The organism is Hwanghaeella grinnelliae (genome assembly GCF_004005845.1).
Classification (GTDB): Bacteria; Pseudomonadota; Alphaproteobacteria; order UBA8366; family Aestuariispiraceae; genus Hwanghaeella; species Hwanghaeella grinnelliae.
The window spans coordinates 428091-442292 of record NZ_SADE01000002.1; the positions used below are offsets into that span (position 1 = coordinate 428091).

The 14202-nt window shown below is 61.6% G+C and carries 15 protein-coding genes; 5 read left to right on the forward strand and 10 right to left on the reverse strand.

Annotated elements, in window-relative coordinates; genetic code table 11:
- Positions 1-40: 40 nt before the first annotated feature.
- The gene (locus EOI86_RS12670) at positions 41-799 is read left to right on the forward strand and encodes a prephenate dehydrogenase/arogenate dehydrogenase family protein (RefSeq protein ID WP_127765557.1); all 759 of its coding nucleotides are present in this window, start codon (positions 41-43) and stop codon (positions 797-799) included.
- A gap of 21 nt (positions 800-820) precedes the next feature.
- Entirely contained in the window at positions 821-1603 is a 783-nt protein-coding gene (locus tag EOI86_RS12675; protein ID WP_127765558.1) for a HesA/MoeB/ThiF family protein, read from the forward strand.
- Here the strand turns inward: EOI86_RS12675 and EOI86_RS12680 are convergent.
- The 3 genes from EOI86_RS12680 to EOI86_RS12690 form a co-directional block, all read right to left on the reverse strand.
- Positions 1581-2984, reverse strand: a complete 1404-nt coding sequence (locus tag EOI86_RS12680; RefSeq protein ID WP_127765559.1) for an MATE family efflux transporter — start codon at positions 2982-2984, stop codon at positions 1581-1583. The two genes, EOI86_RS12675 and EOI86_RS12680, sit on opposite strands and share 23 nt — an antisense overlap.
- A 166-nt stretch (positions 2985-3150) precedes the next feature.
- Positions 3151-3789 carry a MarC family protein gene (locus tag EOI86_RS12685; RefSeq protein WP_127765560.1) on the reverse strand — a complete coding sequence of 213 codons (639 nt, stop codon included), beginning with the start codon at positions 3787-3789 and terminating at the stop codon, positions 3151-3153.
- Positions 3790-3827: 38 nt separating this feature from the next.
- Positions 3828-4811, reverse strand: a complete 984-nt coding sequence (locus EOI86_RS12690; protein ID WP_127765561.1) for a 2-hydroxyacid dehydrogenase — start codon at positions 4809-4811, stop codon at positions 3828-3830.
- A gap of 209 nt (positions 4812-5020) precedes the next feature.
- On the opposite strand from EOI86_RS12690, the gene EOI86_RS12695 reads away from it, so the two are divergent.
- Positions 5021-5515, forward strand: coding sequence for an SH3 domain-containing protein (locus EOI86_RS12695; protein WP_127765562.1), 495 nt, complete (start codon positions 5021-5023; stop codon positions 5513-5515).
- 83 nt (positions 5516-5598) lie between these two features.
- Here EOI86_RS12695 and EOI86_RS12700 read toward each other — a convergent pair whose 3' ends face one another.
- From EOI86_RS12700 to irrA, 4 genes are all read right to left on the reverse strand, one after another.
- On the reverse strand, positions 5599-6189 hold the full coding sequence (locus tag EOI86_RS12700; protein ID WP_127765563.1) for a DUF3501 family protein: 591 nt from the start codon (positions 6187-6189) through the stop codon (positions 5599-5601).
- Positions 6190-6219: 30 nt separating this feature from the next.
- Entirely contained in the window at positions 6220-7581 is a 1362-nt protein-coding gene (locus EOI86_RS12705; RefSeq protein ID WP_127765564.1) for a heterodisulfide reductase-related iron-sulfur binding cluster, read from the reverse strand.
- Between the two features lie 132 nt (positions 7582-7713).
- Positions 7714-8133: a rubrerythrin family protein gene (locus tag EOI86_RS12710; protein ID WP_127765565.1), complete on the reverse strand. Its 420-nt coding sequence runs from the start codon at positions 8131-8133 to the stop codon at positions 7714-7716.
- 210 nt (positions 8134-8343) lie between these two features.
- Positions 8344-8757, reverse strand: coding sequence for an iron response transcriptional regulator IrrA (gene irrA, locus EOI86_RS12715; RefSeq protein WP_127765566.1), 414 nt, complete (start codon positions 8755-8757; stop codon positions 8344-8346).
- A gap of 329 nt (positions 8758-9086) precedes the next feature.
- Here irrA and EOI86_RS12720 point away from each other — a divergent pair, with 329 nt between their 5' ends.
- Both EOI86_RS12720 and EOI86_RS12725 read left to right on the forward strand, forming a co-directional pair.
- Positions 9087-11150: a transglycosylase domain-containing protein gene (locus EOI86_RS12720; RefSeq protein WP_127765567.1), complete on the forward strand. Its 2064-nt coding sequence runs from the start codon at positions 9087-9089 to the stop codon at positions 11148-11150.
- Positions 11151-11172: 22 nt separating this feature from the next.
- Entirely contained in the window at positions 11173-11520 is a 348-nt protein-coding gene (locus EOI86_RS12725) for a RidA family protein (RefSeq protein WP_127765568.1), read from the forward strand.
- 7 nt (positions 11521-11527) lie between these two features.
- Here the strand turns inward: EOI86_RS12725 and EOI86_RS12730 are convergent, their stop codons facing one another.
- From EOI86_RS12730 to EOI86_RS12740, 3 genes are all read right to left on the reverse strand, one after another.
- Positions 11528-12100 carry an ankyrin repeat domain-containing protein gene (locus EOI86_RS12730; protein ID WP_127765569.1) on the reverse strand — a complete coding sequence of 191 codons (573 nt, stop codon included), beginning with the start codon at positions 12098-12100 and terminating at the stop codon, positions 11528-11530.
- A 137-nt stretch (positions 12101-12237) separates the two neighbouring features.
- Positions 12238-12996, reverse strand: coding sequence for a cobalt-precorrin-6A reductase (locus EOI86_RS12735; RefSeq protein WP_127765570.1), 759 nt, complete (start codon positions 12994-12996; stop codon positions 12238-12240).
- A gap of 3 nt (positions 12997-12999) precedes the next feature.
- Positions 13000-14079 carry a cobalt-precorrin-5B (C(1))-methyltransferase gene (locus EOI86_RS12740; RefSeq protein WP_240035661.1) on the reverse strand — a complete coding sequence of 360 codons (1080 nt, stop codon included), beginning with the start codon at positions 14077-14079 and terminating at the stop codon, positions 13000-13002.
- Positions 14080-14202: the final 123 nt, after the last annotated feature.

The window sequence follows — 14202 nt, forward strand, 5'->3', positions numbered from 1 at the left end:
CCCGTCTGGTCAAAAACACGGAAAAACAAGGATCAGGGTCATGCGTGCATCGGTGGGACTTATCGGCGTGGGGGCATTCGGCGAGTTCATGCTGCCCTATCTGCTGCCCCATTGCCGGATCGGCGCCTATGACCCGGTGCGCGACCTGGAGCCTTTGAGCGAACGCTGGGCCGTCGTCCCCGAATCCCTGGAAGAGGTCGCCGCCAAGGATATCGTCATTCTGGCCATGCCGGTGCAACGCATGGCCGATGTCTGCCGCCAGATTTCCCCCTACCTGAAACCCGGCGCGGTGGTGCTGGACGTTTGTTCGGTCAAGGAAGAGCCGATAACGGCCATGCTGGAAAATCTGCCGGACCATGTGGACATTGTCGGCACGCATCCGCTGTTCGGGCCGCAGACCGGCGCCAACGGCATCACCGGGCTGCGGATTGCGCTATGCAATGTGCGCGGCGACCGGCTGGACTGCGTCGAAGCGTTTCTGTCGAAGGAATTGCGGCTTAAGACCATCATCACGACGGCGGAGGAACACGACCGGCAGCTTGCCTATGTGCAGGGCCTGACCCATTTGATGTCCAAGATCGTCGTGGAAATGGACATGCCGGTGCTGGACCATACGACCGAGACCTTCGACATCATGATGAAGATGGTCGAATCGGTCCGCTACGATTCCGAGGAGCTTTTCCGGGCGATCGAAAACCGCAACCGGTTCGTCGGCGAGACGCGCGAGAAGTTCTTCGACGCGGCCCGCACCATCGAGGAACGCCTGGCCCGGCCGGGCCCGAAAACGGATTCCGACTGAACCAGCAGGGACATGGAACCGATGGACGACCTGTCTGACGCCGATCTGGAGCGTTACGCCCGCCACGTCATCCTGGACGAGATCGGCGAGGACGGGCAGGTCGCCCTGCTTCAATCCAAGGTCTGCATCGTCGGCGCCGGCGGTTTGGGCAGCCCGGTGCTGATGTATCTGGCCGCTGCCGGGATCGGGCGGATCGGTCTGGTGGATTTCGACACCGTCGACCGCACCAACCTGCAACGGCAGATCGCCCATACGGAAGACAGCGTGGGCACGTCCAAGGTGGAAAGCGCGGTTGCGCGCGCCCGCGCGCTGAACCCGACCATCGCCATCGAGGCGCTTGAGACGAAGCTGGACGCGGAAAACATTCAATCGGTGATCGCGCCCTATGACCTTGTCGTCGACGGCACCGACAATTATGCGATCCGCATCCTGTTGAACGATGCCTGTTTTTTCGCGAAGAAGCCGCTGGTCAGCGCATCGGTCGTGCGGTTCGAGGGACAATTATCCACCTTCCGCGCCTATGAAGGCGGGGCCTGTTATCGCTGCGTCTTTCCCGAAGCACCGGCGGAAGGGGTCGTCGCGCGCTGCGACACCGCCGGAATCCTGGGGCCCGTCGCCGGGGTGATGGGAACCTTGCAGGCGACCGAAGTGATCAAGCAGATCCTGGGCCTGGGCACCGGCATGGTCGGACGGTTGATGCTTTACGACGCGCTCGACAACGACATGCGGATGATCAAGACGCCGAAGAATCCGGCCTGCCCGCTGTGCGGGGACAAGCCGGTTATTCTGCGGCCGGGGGGTTAACGATCGCCGCACGGCTGAGGCGGATTTCCTTCCGGTTCAGCATCATCCAGCGGATGCCCAGAATCGCGCAGGAAACGACCGAGCCGATCAACATCGCTTCGAACAATCCGACGACGCCGCGCCCCATATGGATCGCCAGGGCATAGCCCAGCGGAATCTGCACCACGAAATAGGCCGCGAAATTAAGCACGGTCGGCGTCCAGGGATCGGCGGCCGCGCGGATCGCGTGGGAAAGGACGATCTGGGTACCGTCGCAGATGACGACATAGCCGACGATCACGACACAGGCCGTCAGCATCGCCACCAGCGTGGGCTCGTTCGTGTAGGTCAGCGCCACCCATTCCGGTTCCATCACCAGAACGGCGGTGAAGACCGTCATGAAAGCAAAGGTCACCCCCACGCCGACCCAGCCCGCCAATTCGCGGTCGGGCAGGTCGCGCCGGCCATGGGCGATGCCGACCCGGACCGAGGTCGCGTTTGCCAAGCCCAGCGCGACCATGAAAACCAGTGCGGTCAGGTTCATGCCCATGCCGAAAGTGGCCGATGAATTAACGCCCAGCCAACCGGCATAGATATGCATCACGCCGAAACCCAGGCTTTCGAACCCGTGGGAAAGGCCGGTCGCATAGCCGTATCGGCGTTGGTTCGCGAATTGCCGCCACCAGCCGAAACCGAGCGGCTTGCGGATGCCGAAGGTTTGATGGTCTTTCAGGAACCAGCAATAAAGGACAAGGAAAAGCGCCATGCTTGTCCGGGCGATGGACGTCGCGAGCGCAGCCCCTTCCGCGCCCATTTCCGGAATCGGCCCGATACCGAACACGAAGAGCGGATTGAGGACGAGATTCATCACGTTCGCGAAACCGATTGCGAACAGGACCGGCAAGGGACGCCGGAGAGATTCCAGGAAGAAGGCGCTGGTCACATAGATCAGCGTCGGCGCGAGGCTGAGGCTCATCATGAAGGTGACGCCCGCCGCGCCTTTTGCCAGACCCGGGTTTTGGCCGGTGACCAGGAAGAAATCCTCTACCGGCAGCAGCAATAGCGTCAATCCAAGGCCGCAGAGCAGGGCCCAGGGCAGGGACCGCCGCCAGATCGCGCCGCATTCCTTGTATTGGCCTTCCCCGAAAGCGTGGGACACCGTCACCATGGTGCCCATCATCAGGCCGATGCCGATCACCATCAGAATGACGAAGGGCGAGGAGCCCAGGGAGTAGAAAGCCGTCTGATCCGCGCCGGCCCGGCCGAGATAGGCGAGGTCCACCGTCATCAGGACAAGGATACCCGCGCGCGACCCGATAACGGGCATTGCCAGTCGTATCAACTCACCCAAATGACGTTTCAACCGGCTTGTCAGCCAGTCCTGATCACCCGCAGTTTGCATTTTTTTATATGTTCCAAAAAAACCGCGCTATTTGCCAACGCTTACAGACCCTTGATCGCATTCACCGGGTTCGTTCGCAAGCGATAGTCGCAACCTTTTTCACTTATATATCAGCCATTCACCATCATAATACGCATGGACCAAATTCTTGGACGACAATCGTCGTCTACTTCACCGCCGCGAACAGCGCGCTGGACGCAATGCCGTCGAACATGAACTGCACGGCGAGGGCGGCCAGCAAGACGCCAACAACGCGAGAGATCACGTTAAGCCCCGTGACGCCGAGCAGTTTCTGGATCCAGGAAGCCACCATCAGCAAGACGAAGGCGAGGGCGAGATTGGCGCACAGGGCGCCGATCACGATCGCCTTTCTGGTCCAGTCATCGCCCGCATCCGCCATCAATAGCACGGCCGCGCCCATGGCGGCGGGACCGGCGATCAGCGGTGTCGCAAGGGGGAAGACCGACAGGTCCGTCTTGTGCCGTGCTTCTTCGGTTTCATCGTCGGTCGTCGAGGTCCCGCCACTGGATTTGGCGAAGACCATGTTGATCGCCACCAGCAGAAGCAGGATGCCGCCCGCGGTCCGCAAGGCCGGCAGGCCGATCCCCAATTGCGACAGGGCCGCATTGCCGCCGAAGGCGAAAAGCAGCAGCAGGCCGGACCCGATCGCCACGCCCTTGGCCGCCATGGCCCGGGCATTGCCGGGTGTATGTCCCGCGGTCAGCCCGGCATACATCGCCGCCACGTCGACCGGCCCGATGGTCGCGAAAAAAGTCGTGAAGGCGACGAAGGCGAGGGGGTCCAAAAAATCGATCCGCTTCTATCTTGTTGGACGGTTCGCCATCAGAACATCGTATCGATGACGCGGTCGCGCGGATTGTGACCGTCGGCAAACGTCCGGATATTGATGATGACTTTTTCACCCATGGCAATCCGGCCTTCGATGGTGGCCGAGCCCATATGCGGCAGAAGCACGGCATTGCGCAGCTTCAGCAGTTTCGGGTTCACCGCCGGTTCGTGTTCATAGACATCCAACCCGCAACCGGCGATCTGTTCCTGGGTCAGCGCCTCTATCAAGGCGCTTTCGTCGATCACTTCGCCACGGCTGGTATTGACCACATAGACATGTGATTTCATCAGCTGCAGGCGACGGCGATTCAACAGGTGATAGGTGGCCGGCGTGTGCGGACAATTGATCGAGATAATGTCCATATGGGCGATCATCTGATCCAGGCTGGACCAATAGGTCGCCTCCAGTTCCTGCTCCACATCTTCATAGACGCGGTTCCGGTTGTGATAGTGAATCGACAGACCGAAGCCGCGGGCGCGCCGCGCCACCGCCTGGCCGATCCGGCCCATGCCGATGATGCCCAGGCGCTTGCCCCAAATCCGGTGGCCGAGCATGCCGGTCGGGCTCCAACCCGTCCATTCGCCGGACCGGACGCGTTGTTCCCCTTCGGTCAACCGGCGCGGCACGGCCAGGATCAGCGCCATGGTCATGTCGGCGGTGTCCTCGGTCAGGACATCGGGCGTGTTCGTGACGATGATGTCGCGCTTCTTGCAGGCCTGGAAATCGATATGGTCGACACCGGTGCCGAAGGACGCGATCAGTTTCAACTGATCGCCGGCCGCGTCAATCACCTCGCGGTCGATCCGGTCCGTCACGGTCGGCACCAGGACATCGGCTTCCTTGACCGCGGCAATCAACTCCTCGCGGCTCATGGCTTCGTCGTCCAGATTCAGCCGACAGTCGAACAGTTCCATCATCCGCGTTTCGATGATGTCGGGCAATTTTCGGGTCACGATGACGCGTGGTCTCTGGTTCATCCCGCACTCACACATTAAGCGTTATTGTTCAATAAGGGTCTGCACCGGGTGCGATATGGTTCTGTCATACCGCGCGGCACGTGGTTTTGCACAAACTTTTGGCATTCTCTTTAGGCTTTCGGGAAAACTCTTCAGGTATCCCTTGCCGCGAGAAGGCGACGCAGGGTATCCGATTCCATGACGTCACAAAAATCAATGGATCGAGAAACATGAAAGCAAAACTGCTTTTATCCTGTCTCGTCGTGGCTGGCGTCGTTGCAACGGCACCCGGTCATGCGCAGTCGGCTTCCAGCGGCCAACCGATTCCCCGCTTCGTCACGCTGAACGCCGACGAGGTCAACATGCGGAGCGGACCCGGCGTCCGCTATCCGGTCGAATGGGTCTATCAGCGGCGCTACATGCCGCTTGAGGTCATTGCAGAACACGACACCTGGCGGAAGGTCCGCGACGTGGAAGGCACCGAGGGGTGGATCCACCGCGCCATGCTGTCCAGCCGCCGCGGCGTCGTCGTCGAAGCCGAGGAAATCATCATGCGGCGCGAACCGGATGACGGCTCACCGGTCCTCGCCCGCCTGGGCAGCGGCATGGTCGCCGTGGTGGAAAAATGCGACAGCGCCTGGTGCGAGGTCCGCACCGCAGGCTTCGAAGGCTGGATCACCCGCAAGAATGTCTGGGGCCTCTATGACAGCGAAGTGCTGAACTAGAACGCGGTCCCCTTCTGCGAAACGGAAAAGAAAAAGGCCGGCCGGATATTCCGCGCCGGCCTTTCGTTTGAAGCCCGTGACGCCTAAGCCAAATCGCCCGCCAGCGCAGCGCGCGTGGCTTCCGGCATGATCGTCATATGGGCGTATTCCGGGTGGGTGAAGCCGATGATGACCTGGATGCCTTCGGTCTTGAAGGCTTCGGCCTCGTCATCGCTCATCGGAAAATGGATGAACTGGACGCTGCTGGCCTTACCGGCGGCGTTGGTGCGGTCGACATCCTCTTCCGGCCGGCCCTTCACCTCATGCTCGCCGAATTTCAGGAACATGGTTTCCTCGACTCCGCCCAGGCGACCGAGGAAATTGGCGCGGCGGATCGGGTCGTCGATTTCGAACATCACGGTCGCGACCAGTTCGCGGCCTTTCGGGATCAGCGGGTTATAGGCCGCCAATTCGTCCTTCAGCTGTTCGTCCCCGCCCTTTTCGATATAAAGCATCTCATGCACCTGGTGGAGCATGGTCTCGTAATTTTCGAAATAGGCCGTCGCGACCGGGCCGATATCCATCCGGCGCGCTTTCTTCACCGGCATCATCGCCGTGCGGCGTTCCTTCCGGACCTTCGTATACGCGTCGATCGGCATGATGTCGGCCGCGGTGATTTCCGTTTTGATCGGCATCGCAATCATCTCCAAACCTCACAATTCCTTCTAGAAGCTCAGCCCATAAGCACGGGCGAACAGCACCACGGGGTGCGGCACCGTTTCCGGCAGCGGGTTGTCGCTGCCGGTCGCCTCCATGCCCTGGGCGATATGCAGGCCCGCCAGCGGGCATTCGCTGGCCACGTATTTCGCCTGACCCTTGTTCAAGGCCTGCCGGAAGACCGGCTTGCCGACCTTCATGCCGACCTCGAAGAATTCCTTCTTGATGCCCCAGGACCCGCCATGGCCGGAACAGCGTTCGACCACGTGCAGCTTGGTATCGGGCACCAGTTTCATCAATTCGGCGGCTTTCTGACCCATATTCTGCGCCCGCGCATGACAGGCGATATGGACCGAGACATCGCCGTCCAGCGGCTTCAAGCCCTCGGCCAGGCCTTCCTTCTTGGAAATATCGACGATGTATTCGCTGATATCGAAGGTCGACCCGCTGAGCAGTTTTACGTCTTCGTCATCGGGTGAGATCAGCGGCCATTCGAATTTCAGCATCAGGGTGCAGCTCGGCACCAGCGAGATCACGTGATAGCCTTTTTCGATATAGGGCTTCAGCGTCTTGGCGATGTTCTTCGCCTTGGTTTCCACGCGGGCCAGATCGCCCTGTTCCATCTGCGGCATGCCGCAGCATTCGGGATAGACGACTTCCGCCTCGACACCGTTATGGGCCAGGATCGCCAGGGCGGCGGTACCGATTTCCGGGTTGTTGTAATTGCCGTAACAGGTGGCGTAGATCACCGCCTTGCGGCCATGCGCGGGGGCGGATGCGTTGACGGCGGGCGGGTTTTCCGCCGCCTGCTTTTCGAACGTCTTGCCGGCGAATTTCGGCAAGGCGGCATCCTTATGGACACCGGCCACGCCTTGCATCACACCGCGGGTCAGGCCGTTCTTGCGGTCGGTCGCCCAATTGGCCAGGCCGGACAAGCTGGACCCCAGCTTGCCGTTGCGGTCGGTTTCGGTGAGTTGCGCTTCCATGCCACCGCCGATTTCGCCCTTTTTCTTTTCTACGGCGCGGTAGCGCAGCATCAGATGGGGGAAATCCAGGTTGAATTCGTGCGGCGGTACATAGGGGCACTTGGTCATGAAGCACATGTCGCAGAGCGTGCAGGCATCCACGACCGGCTTGAAATCCTTGGATGAGACGGTGTCGAGTTCACCGCTTTCCGAATCGTCGATCAGATCGAACAGACGCGGAAAACTGTCGCACAGATTAAAGCAGCGCCGGCATCCATGGCAGATGTCGAACACCCGTCGAAGCTCATCATCCAGCTTCGCTTCGTCGTAGAATTCGGGGTTGTTCCAATCGATCGGATGCCGTGTGGGGGCATCCAAACTGCCTTCCCGGCTACCTTCAGCCATCGCGCACGCCTCATATCTTCTTTGGTTATCGAGACCGTGCCCGTCCGCCGCCCCGTCGCGTGGGCGCGAACGGTCACTGAACGGAAGATCACCGGCGGCGCCGTCCCGCGCCGCCGGTCACCCTGCTAGTATTTAGCCGTCCAAGGAATCCAGGGCTTTCTGGAATCGGCCGGCATGACTCTTTTCCGCTTTCGCAAGCGTTTCGAACCAATCGGCGATTTCGTCGAAGCCTTCTTCCCGCGCCGTGCGCGCCATACCCGGATACATATCCGTGTATTCGTGGGTTTCCCCGGCGATTGCGGCTTTCAGGTTGTCGGAGGTCCCGCCGATCGGCTCACCGGTCGCGGGGTCGCCAACTTCTTCGAGGAACTCGAGATGACCGTGGGCGTGGCCGGTTTCGCCTTCCGCGGTCGAGCGGAAAACGGTGGCGACGTCGTTGTAGCCTTCGATATCGGCCTTCTGAGCGAAATACAGGTATCGGCGGTTCGCCTGGCTTTCACCGGAGAACGCATCTTTCAGATTATTTTCGGTTTTGCTGCCTTGGAGCGACATGGAACCCTCCTTTTATTCTCTCCCATTGTGCCGGGTTCGGGCAGTGCACCCGCCCAGCCGGACATACACCAACATGGGCTGTCAGTCTGGCCCAGGATTGTTGGTTGCGTACAATATGGGACGGGGGAATTAAGGAGTCAATTATTTTAGAAACGTTCCAATAACGTTTCTAAGATTTTTGATCTAGGTCGATTTTCTTTCGGATAATTATCAATCGCTGCCGGAAAGGCGCACCACGACATCGACCCTGTCGACCTTTTTACCGCTTGGCGGCGTGGGCAGGCTGGCCAAGGTCACATGGCTGGACGGGATGTCGATCAACTCACCCGTTTGCGGATCGTAGAAGTGATGGTGATTGTCGATATTCGTGTCGAAATAGGATCGGCCCGGTTCGACGACCACTTCCCGCAGAAGCCCCGCTTCCTTGAACTGATGCAAGGTATTGTAGACCGTCGCAAGGGACACTTTTGCATCGGCCGATTTCGACAATGCATACAGATGTTCCGCCGTCACATGCTGGTCGCCGGAATCGTACAGAAGACGCGCCAGGGCCAGACGTTGCCGTGTCGGACGCAATCCCGCGCCCCGAAGCTTGTCCAGAACTTTTCCGTAAGGCCTATCCATCTTATACCCTTCAATCACGTGCCGGATGCAGGCCGCCGTTTTTCGGGTCGGTTATCCGCATCGACCAAACCATATCATGCTTCGTCATGTCTCTCTAATTTACTGCGCGGTTCAACAGAACCGAACTTGGGACTGGCGCAACAGAGAGGACATACCCACATATTCGCGCATGCCGTTTATAAATACGCACCAATAATGTAGCGATTACTTTTTAATATTTCAAATGTGCAGTTCGAACTCCATTGATCCCAAGCGCGCCGCAGCGATATTTCAACGCTGTTCAGCCGGGCGACTCTGATACACCTACATGCCCTGGAACAGAGAAACGCATGGCTCAAACCGGTAAAACGCGATCCCGCGCAGGCAAAAAGGCCTCCGCGACGAAGAAAACCGCCAAAACCTCTGGCGGGCGTAAAACTGCGTCCAATAAAACCCGCAAACGCGCCGCTTCCAAGCCGGCGAGCGGCACGGACAAACAGGCCCGCAGCCGCGGTCCCTTCCTGTGGCGGGCCGCCAAGGCCCTGATCAGCCTGGCCATCTGGGGCGTGATCGCGCTTACGGCGGTTCTCGTCTATTACGGTTGGACCCTGCCGGACGTTACCGGCATCGACAAAGACGACCCCCGTGGGGCGGGTTTTGCCGTGATCGATTCGAACGGAGATCTGGTCGCCCGGACGGGCACGGTCCACGGCGACCATGTCACGCTTGCCGATCTGCCCCCCTACCTGCCGGAAGCCTTGATCGCCATCGAGGACCGCCGGTTCCACGACCATCCCGGCGTCGACGTCATCGGTCTGGCCCGCGCTGCCTGGACCAATCTGTTGGCCGGCGGCGTCCGCCAGGGCGGCAGCACGCTGACCCAGCAGCTGGCCAAGAATCTGTTCCTGTCGCCGGATCGCACCTTGCGGCGGAAAATTCAGGAAGTCCTGCTGGCCGTGTGGCTGGAATCGAATTTGAGCAAGGACCAGATCCTGGAGATCTATCTGAACCGCGTCTATCTGGGCGCGGGCGCCTATGGCATCGACGCCGCCGCGCGGACCTATTTCGGCAAGCCGGCAAGCGATGTCACGCTGTTTCAGGCAGCGGTTCTGGCGGGCCTGCCCAAGGCGCCCAGCCGGTACAACCCGGTCGCCGACCCGGAACTGGCGGCGCAACGCGCGGCGATCGTCCTCAATGCCATGGTCGCCAACGGCGTGCTGACCCAGGCACAGGCGGATGCCGCGAAACGCCCGACCGTTCCGGTGGTCCGCGCCGATACCCGCGGACGGTATGGCCGGTACTTTGCCGATTGGGTGGTGGGACGGGCCGCGGATATCGCCGGCGGGTCGAGCCGCGACCTGGTCATCGCCACGACGCTGGAACCGGGGCTACAGCATTTGGCGGAAAAGGTCGTCGCGCAGCACCTTCCCGCCATCAAAAAGGCAGGCGCGTCGCAGACCGCCTTGATCGCCATGCGTCCGGACGGCGCGGTCGTTGCCATGGTCGGCGGGTCGGATTGGCAAAAAACCCAGTTCAACCGCGCAGTTCACGCCTATCGCCAAACCGGATCCACTTTCAAATATTTCGCGTATCTGGCGGCTTTGGAGGCCGGCCTTACCCCGGATACGATGATCGACCCCCGCGACGGGACGATCGGCGACTGGACACCGCGCGATTTCGGCAAGACGCCTGACCATCCCGTCAGCCTGCGTGACGGTTTCGCAAAATCCCTCAACACGGTGTCGGTCGCCGTCGCGGAAAAAGCGGGGCGGTCCAAGGTCATCGACCTCGCCCATCGCCTTGGCATCACTTCCGACCTGTCGCCGGACCGGTCCCTGGCGCTTGGCGTGCACGGCGTCACCTTGATTGAGTTGACCGGGGCCTATGCGACCTTGCCGAACCGCGGCGATGCGGTTCTGCCCTATGGGATCACCAGGATCGCCGAGCGCGGCGGCGAAACGCTTTACGTCCGGCCGCCGCGGGACACCGCCGCCGTGCTGGCGCCCGACGTCGCCCGGACCATGCATTCCCTGCTTGCCTCTGTGATCGAATACGGCACGGGCAAGAACGCCCAAATCGGCCGCACCGCCGGCGGCAAAACCGGCACATCGCAGGACTACCGCGACGGATGGTTCGTCGGGTATACGCCCGATCTGGTCGTCGGGGTCTGGATCGGCAACGATGACGGATCGCCCACCAAACGGATCACCGGCGGCGGATTGCCTGCACGGATGTGGGGGGCGTTCATGAAAGCCGCGACCGACGGTTTGCCCGATTCCCCGATGCCGTTTCCCAAGCCAAAACTTTTTGGCGGTTTGTTCAGTTTCGGCGAGGGAGGAGACTCGGAGGGCGGTTCCACCGTGGAGGAATCGGAGCGCATCGATACGATCCAGGAGAACAGCGGCAGGCGCTGACCATCCAGTTGGGGAAAGCAATATGAAACAGATATTGGAACCGAAGAACGGCCGTTGCAGTGCGGTCATTTCGGAGGGGTTGGTCTACGCCGTAGCAACCGACCCGGAATGTGCGGACGGCATCGCCGATCAAACGCGGAACACCTTGCAGGACCTTGAAAGACTGCTCGTCGAGGCCGGAAGCGGGAAATCCGGCTTGCTGCAGGCAACGGTGTATTTGAGCGATGTTTCCGAAAAACCAGCAATGGACAAGGTTTGGCGTGACTGGGTTGGTCCGGTGGAAAACTGGCCGCAACGGGCTTGTGTCGGAGTCGACCTCGACGACGGCTACTTGATCGAGGTCGTCGTCGTCGCGAAAACCCTGTCCTGACGGGAGGCTATTGCGTGGCGCCTGCTTTCTGGAGCAGTTCGGCGACCCGGCGGTCGCGGTTGTTGCGCGCATAGTCCAATACGCCACGGCCAGAATAATCCCTGAGCGAGAAGTCCGGTTCTGCCTTAAGCAGCAGGCCGAGGATATCCCGATCGCTTTCCCGCGCCGCGACCATGAGCGGTGTTTCCCCGCGCCGGTTCTGTGCGTTCACGCTTGCGCCCAATCCGATGAGAGATTCGATCGAACCGTAGCGGCCTTGGATAACGGCCCAGTGCAACGCCGTATTCCCGTCGCGGTCCGACGCCGAGAGTTTCGCGTTATTTTCGACAAGCAGCTCTATCAAATCGATGAATTCGTCCCGCGCCGCATAAATCAGCAGTGTCAGGCCGTCATTATCCGCCATGTTCGGGTTGGCGCCCTTGAACAACTCGTTGCGCAGCGTTTGATAGTCCCCGTCCTTGACCGCCTGCATGGCCGGTTCGTCGAGGCCCAGAATCGTTTGGGCACCTGCGCCGAACGGCGCCAAAACCGCACACATGACGGCAATGGCCAGGATGCGTTTGAAAATCGCGAGCTGCATTCAGGATCCCTCCCCTTGTCGCCACCTTTGCAGACCAAGGCCTGCAGTCGACGGCACGGTCATCTCCGTCCCCTGATTCAGCAGGGAATCGTCGCGTATTCAAGTCGCGATCCGTGATGTTTCGAGGTCGATATGGGTTAAGGGACCAATGGTCGCAACCATTCGACCGCGTCTTCGGCCGTCGGCACGCTGTCACCCGGCGGCGAGGGCGGCCTGTCCACCATCACGACCGGAAGACCTAGCCCGCGCGCCGCCGTCAGTTTTGCCGCCGCCGCCGCGCCGCCGCTGTTTTTCGTCACCAGGATATCGATCCGGTTTTCTCGCAGAAAGGCTTCCTCATCCGCCAGCGAAAACGGTCCGCGCCCCTGGATGACGGTGCAGGCCTTGGGCAAGTCTTCGGGTGCGGGCGGTTCTATCATCCGCGCCCATAACCGAACGTCCGGCACTTCCTTGAACGGTCCCAGGTCCGACGACCCCACCGTCAGGAAAGCCCGGCCGCCAAGCGCCGGCAGCAGCGCCGCCGCGGCGTGCAGATCGGGAACAAGCCGCCAATCATCCCCGGGGGCAGGGGTCCAGGCGGGCCGGTCCAGCCGCAGGCGCGGCACACCCGTCGCCGCGCAGGCCGCGACCGCGTTTGCCGTGATCCGGGCCGCGAAGGGGTGGGTGGCGTCGATCACCGCGTCGATGCCCCCGTCCCGCAGGTATTGCGTCAGGCCCGGAACGCCGCCGAACCCGCCGACGCGGATATCGCCCAGGGGACGGGTCGGCGCTTTGGTCCGCCCCGCAAGCGAGGTGACGACGGCCAGGGCCGGGCCGAATGCCGCGTCCAGCGCCTGTGCCAGCGCCACCGCTTCACCCGTTCCACCCAGGATCAAAACCTTGGACACCGTGGCCATGCTTTATTCCCGCGCGGTGAAAGCAAGTTCGACCCCGTTCCGGTCGACGACGAGGATGTCGATCGCGCCGCCGCCCAGCGTCGCCAGGGCGACGGACCGGGCCCGGTGCGCGACGAGTTCCGCCAGCGGCAATCCTTCAGCCAGCGTCAGGACTTCGGCCGCCGTATTCGCCTTGCGCACCTTGCCGACCAATGCCGCGCCGCCACCGGCGGCCGCAACCAGCTTGGCCAAATCGGCGAAATCGACCTGGCTGCGCGAGGAATGCAGGTCGAGCTTGCCCTGGCCCAGCTTCACCAGTTTCGCGAAACCGCCAGCGATGGTGACGCGCGGCACCGGATGGGCCCGCAGATATTTCAACATGCCGCCCGCGAAATCACCCATGTCGATCAAGGCCTGATCGGGCAGGTCGAACTTTTTCTGCACCGCCGCTTCCGACGCATTCCCCGTGGCGCCCGCGACATGGGTGAGGCCGGTCGCCCGCGCCACGTCTATGCCGCGATGGATCGAGTGGATCCAGGCGCTGCAGGAAAACGGCACGACGATGCCGGTCGTCCCCAGAATAGAGATGCCGCCGAGGATGCCCAGGCGCGGGTTCCAGGTTTTCTTCGCGATCTCCTCCCCACCGGGTACCGATATCGTAACGATCAGGTCGAGGGGCGCATCCCGCCGGTCGGCAAGGTCCGCCAGATTGTCGTGGATGATCTGGCGCGGCATCGGGTTGATCGCCGGTTCGCCGGGCGGCAGCGGCAGGCCCGGCTTGGTAATCTTTCCGACCCCCGGCCCGCCGCGAAATGTGATGCCCGACCCGGCGGGACCGGGTTCGACCGCCGCGATGATGGTCGCGCCATGGGTCACGTCAGGGTCGTCGCCCGCATCCTTGACCACGCCGCATTGCGCCGTGCCGCCGGCGACATCCGCCGCCACGGTGGGGAATTCAGGCAATTGTCCCTTGGGCAGGCGGATGGTGACCCGGTCCGGGATCTGTCCGGTCAGCAGGCCTTCGAAGGCAGCCTTCGCCGCCGCCGCCGCACAGGCGCCGGTCGTCCAGCCTTTCCGCAACGGGCCGTCGGGTTTTCTGGTCAATCGGGGCCCCACCCAAATCGTGATTTTCAAACGCACCTTATAGAGCACGGTGCCACGCCGCCAAGCGTGCGAAGCGGGTCGCTTTCGGGCTAGGCGAGCGGGGGCCGTCCGTTTATGGTCCCC

Coding starts and splice junctions, on each gene's coding strand:
- EOI86_RS12670 (WP_127765557.1), top strand. CDS start 41: ATGCGTGCATCGGTGGGACTTATCGGCGTGGGGGCATTCGGCGAGTTC.
- EOI86_RS12675 (WP_127765558.1), top strand. CDS start 821: ATGGACGACCTGTCTGACGCCGATCTGGAGCGTTACGCCCGCCACGTC.
- EOI86_RS12680 (WP_127765559.1), bottom strand. CDS start 2,984: ATGCAAACTGCGGGTGATCAGGACTGGCTGACAAGCCGGTTGAAACGT.
- EOI86_RS12690 (WP_127765561.1), bottom strand. CDS start 4,811: ATGAACCAGAGACCACGCGTCATCGTGACCCGAAAATTGCCCGACATC.
- EOI86_RS12695 (WP_127765562.1), top strand. CDS start 5,021: ATGAAAGCAAAACTGCTTTTATCCTGTCTCGTCGTGGCTGGCGTCGTT.
- EOI86_RS12700 (WP_127765563.1), bottom strand. CDS start 6,189: ATGCCGATCAAAACGGAAATCACCGCGGCCGACATCATGCCGATCGAC.
- EOI86_RS12705 (WP_127765564.1), bottom strand. CDS start 7,581: ATGGCTGAAGGTAGCCGGGAAGGCAGTTTGGATGCCCCCACACGGCAT.
- EOI86_RS12710 (WP_127765565.1), bottom strand. CDS start 8,133: ATGTCGCTCCAAGGCAGCAAAACCGAAAATAATCTGAAAGATGCGTTC.
- irrA (WP_127765566.1), bottom strand. CDS start 8,757: ATGGATAGGCCTTACGGAAAAGTTCTGGACAAGCTTCGGGGCGCGGGA.
- EOI86_RS12720 (WP_127765567.1), top strand. CDS start 9,087: ATGGCTCAAACCGGTAAAACGCGATCCCGCGCAGGCAAAAAGGCCTCC.
- EOI86_RS12725 (WP_127765568.1), top strand. CDS start 11,173: ATGAAACAGATATTGGAACCGAAGAACGGCCGTTGCAGTGCGGTCATT.
- EOI86_RS12730 (WP_127765569.1), bottom strand. CDS start 12,100: ATGCAGCTCGCGATTTTCAAACGCATCCTGGCCATTGCCGTCATGTGT.
- EOI86_RS12735 (WP_127765570.1), bottom strand. CDS start 12,996: ATGGCCACGGTGTCCAAGGTTTTGATCCTGGGTGGAACGGGTGAAGCG.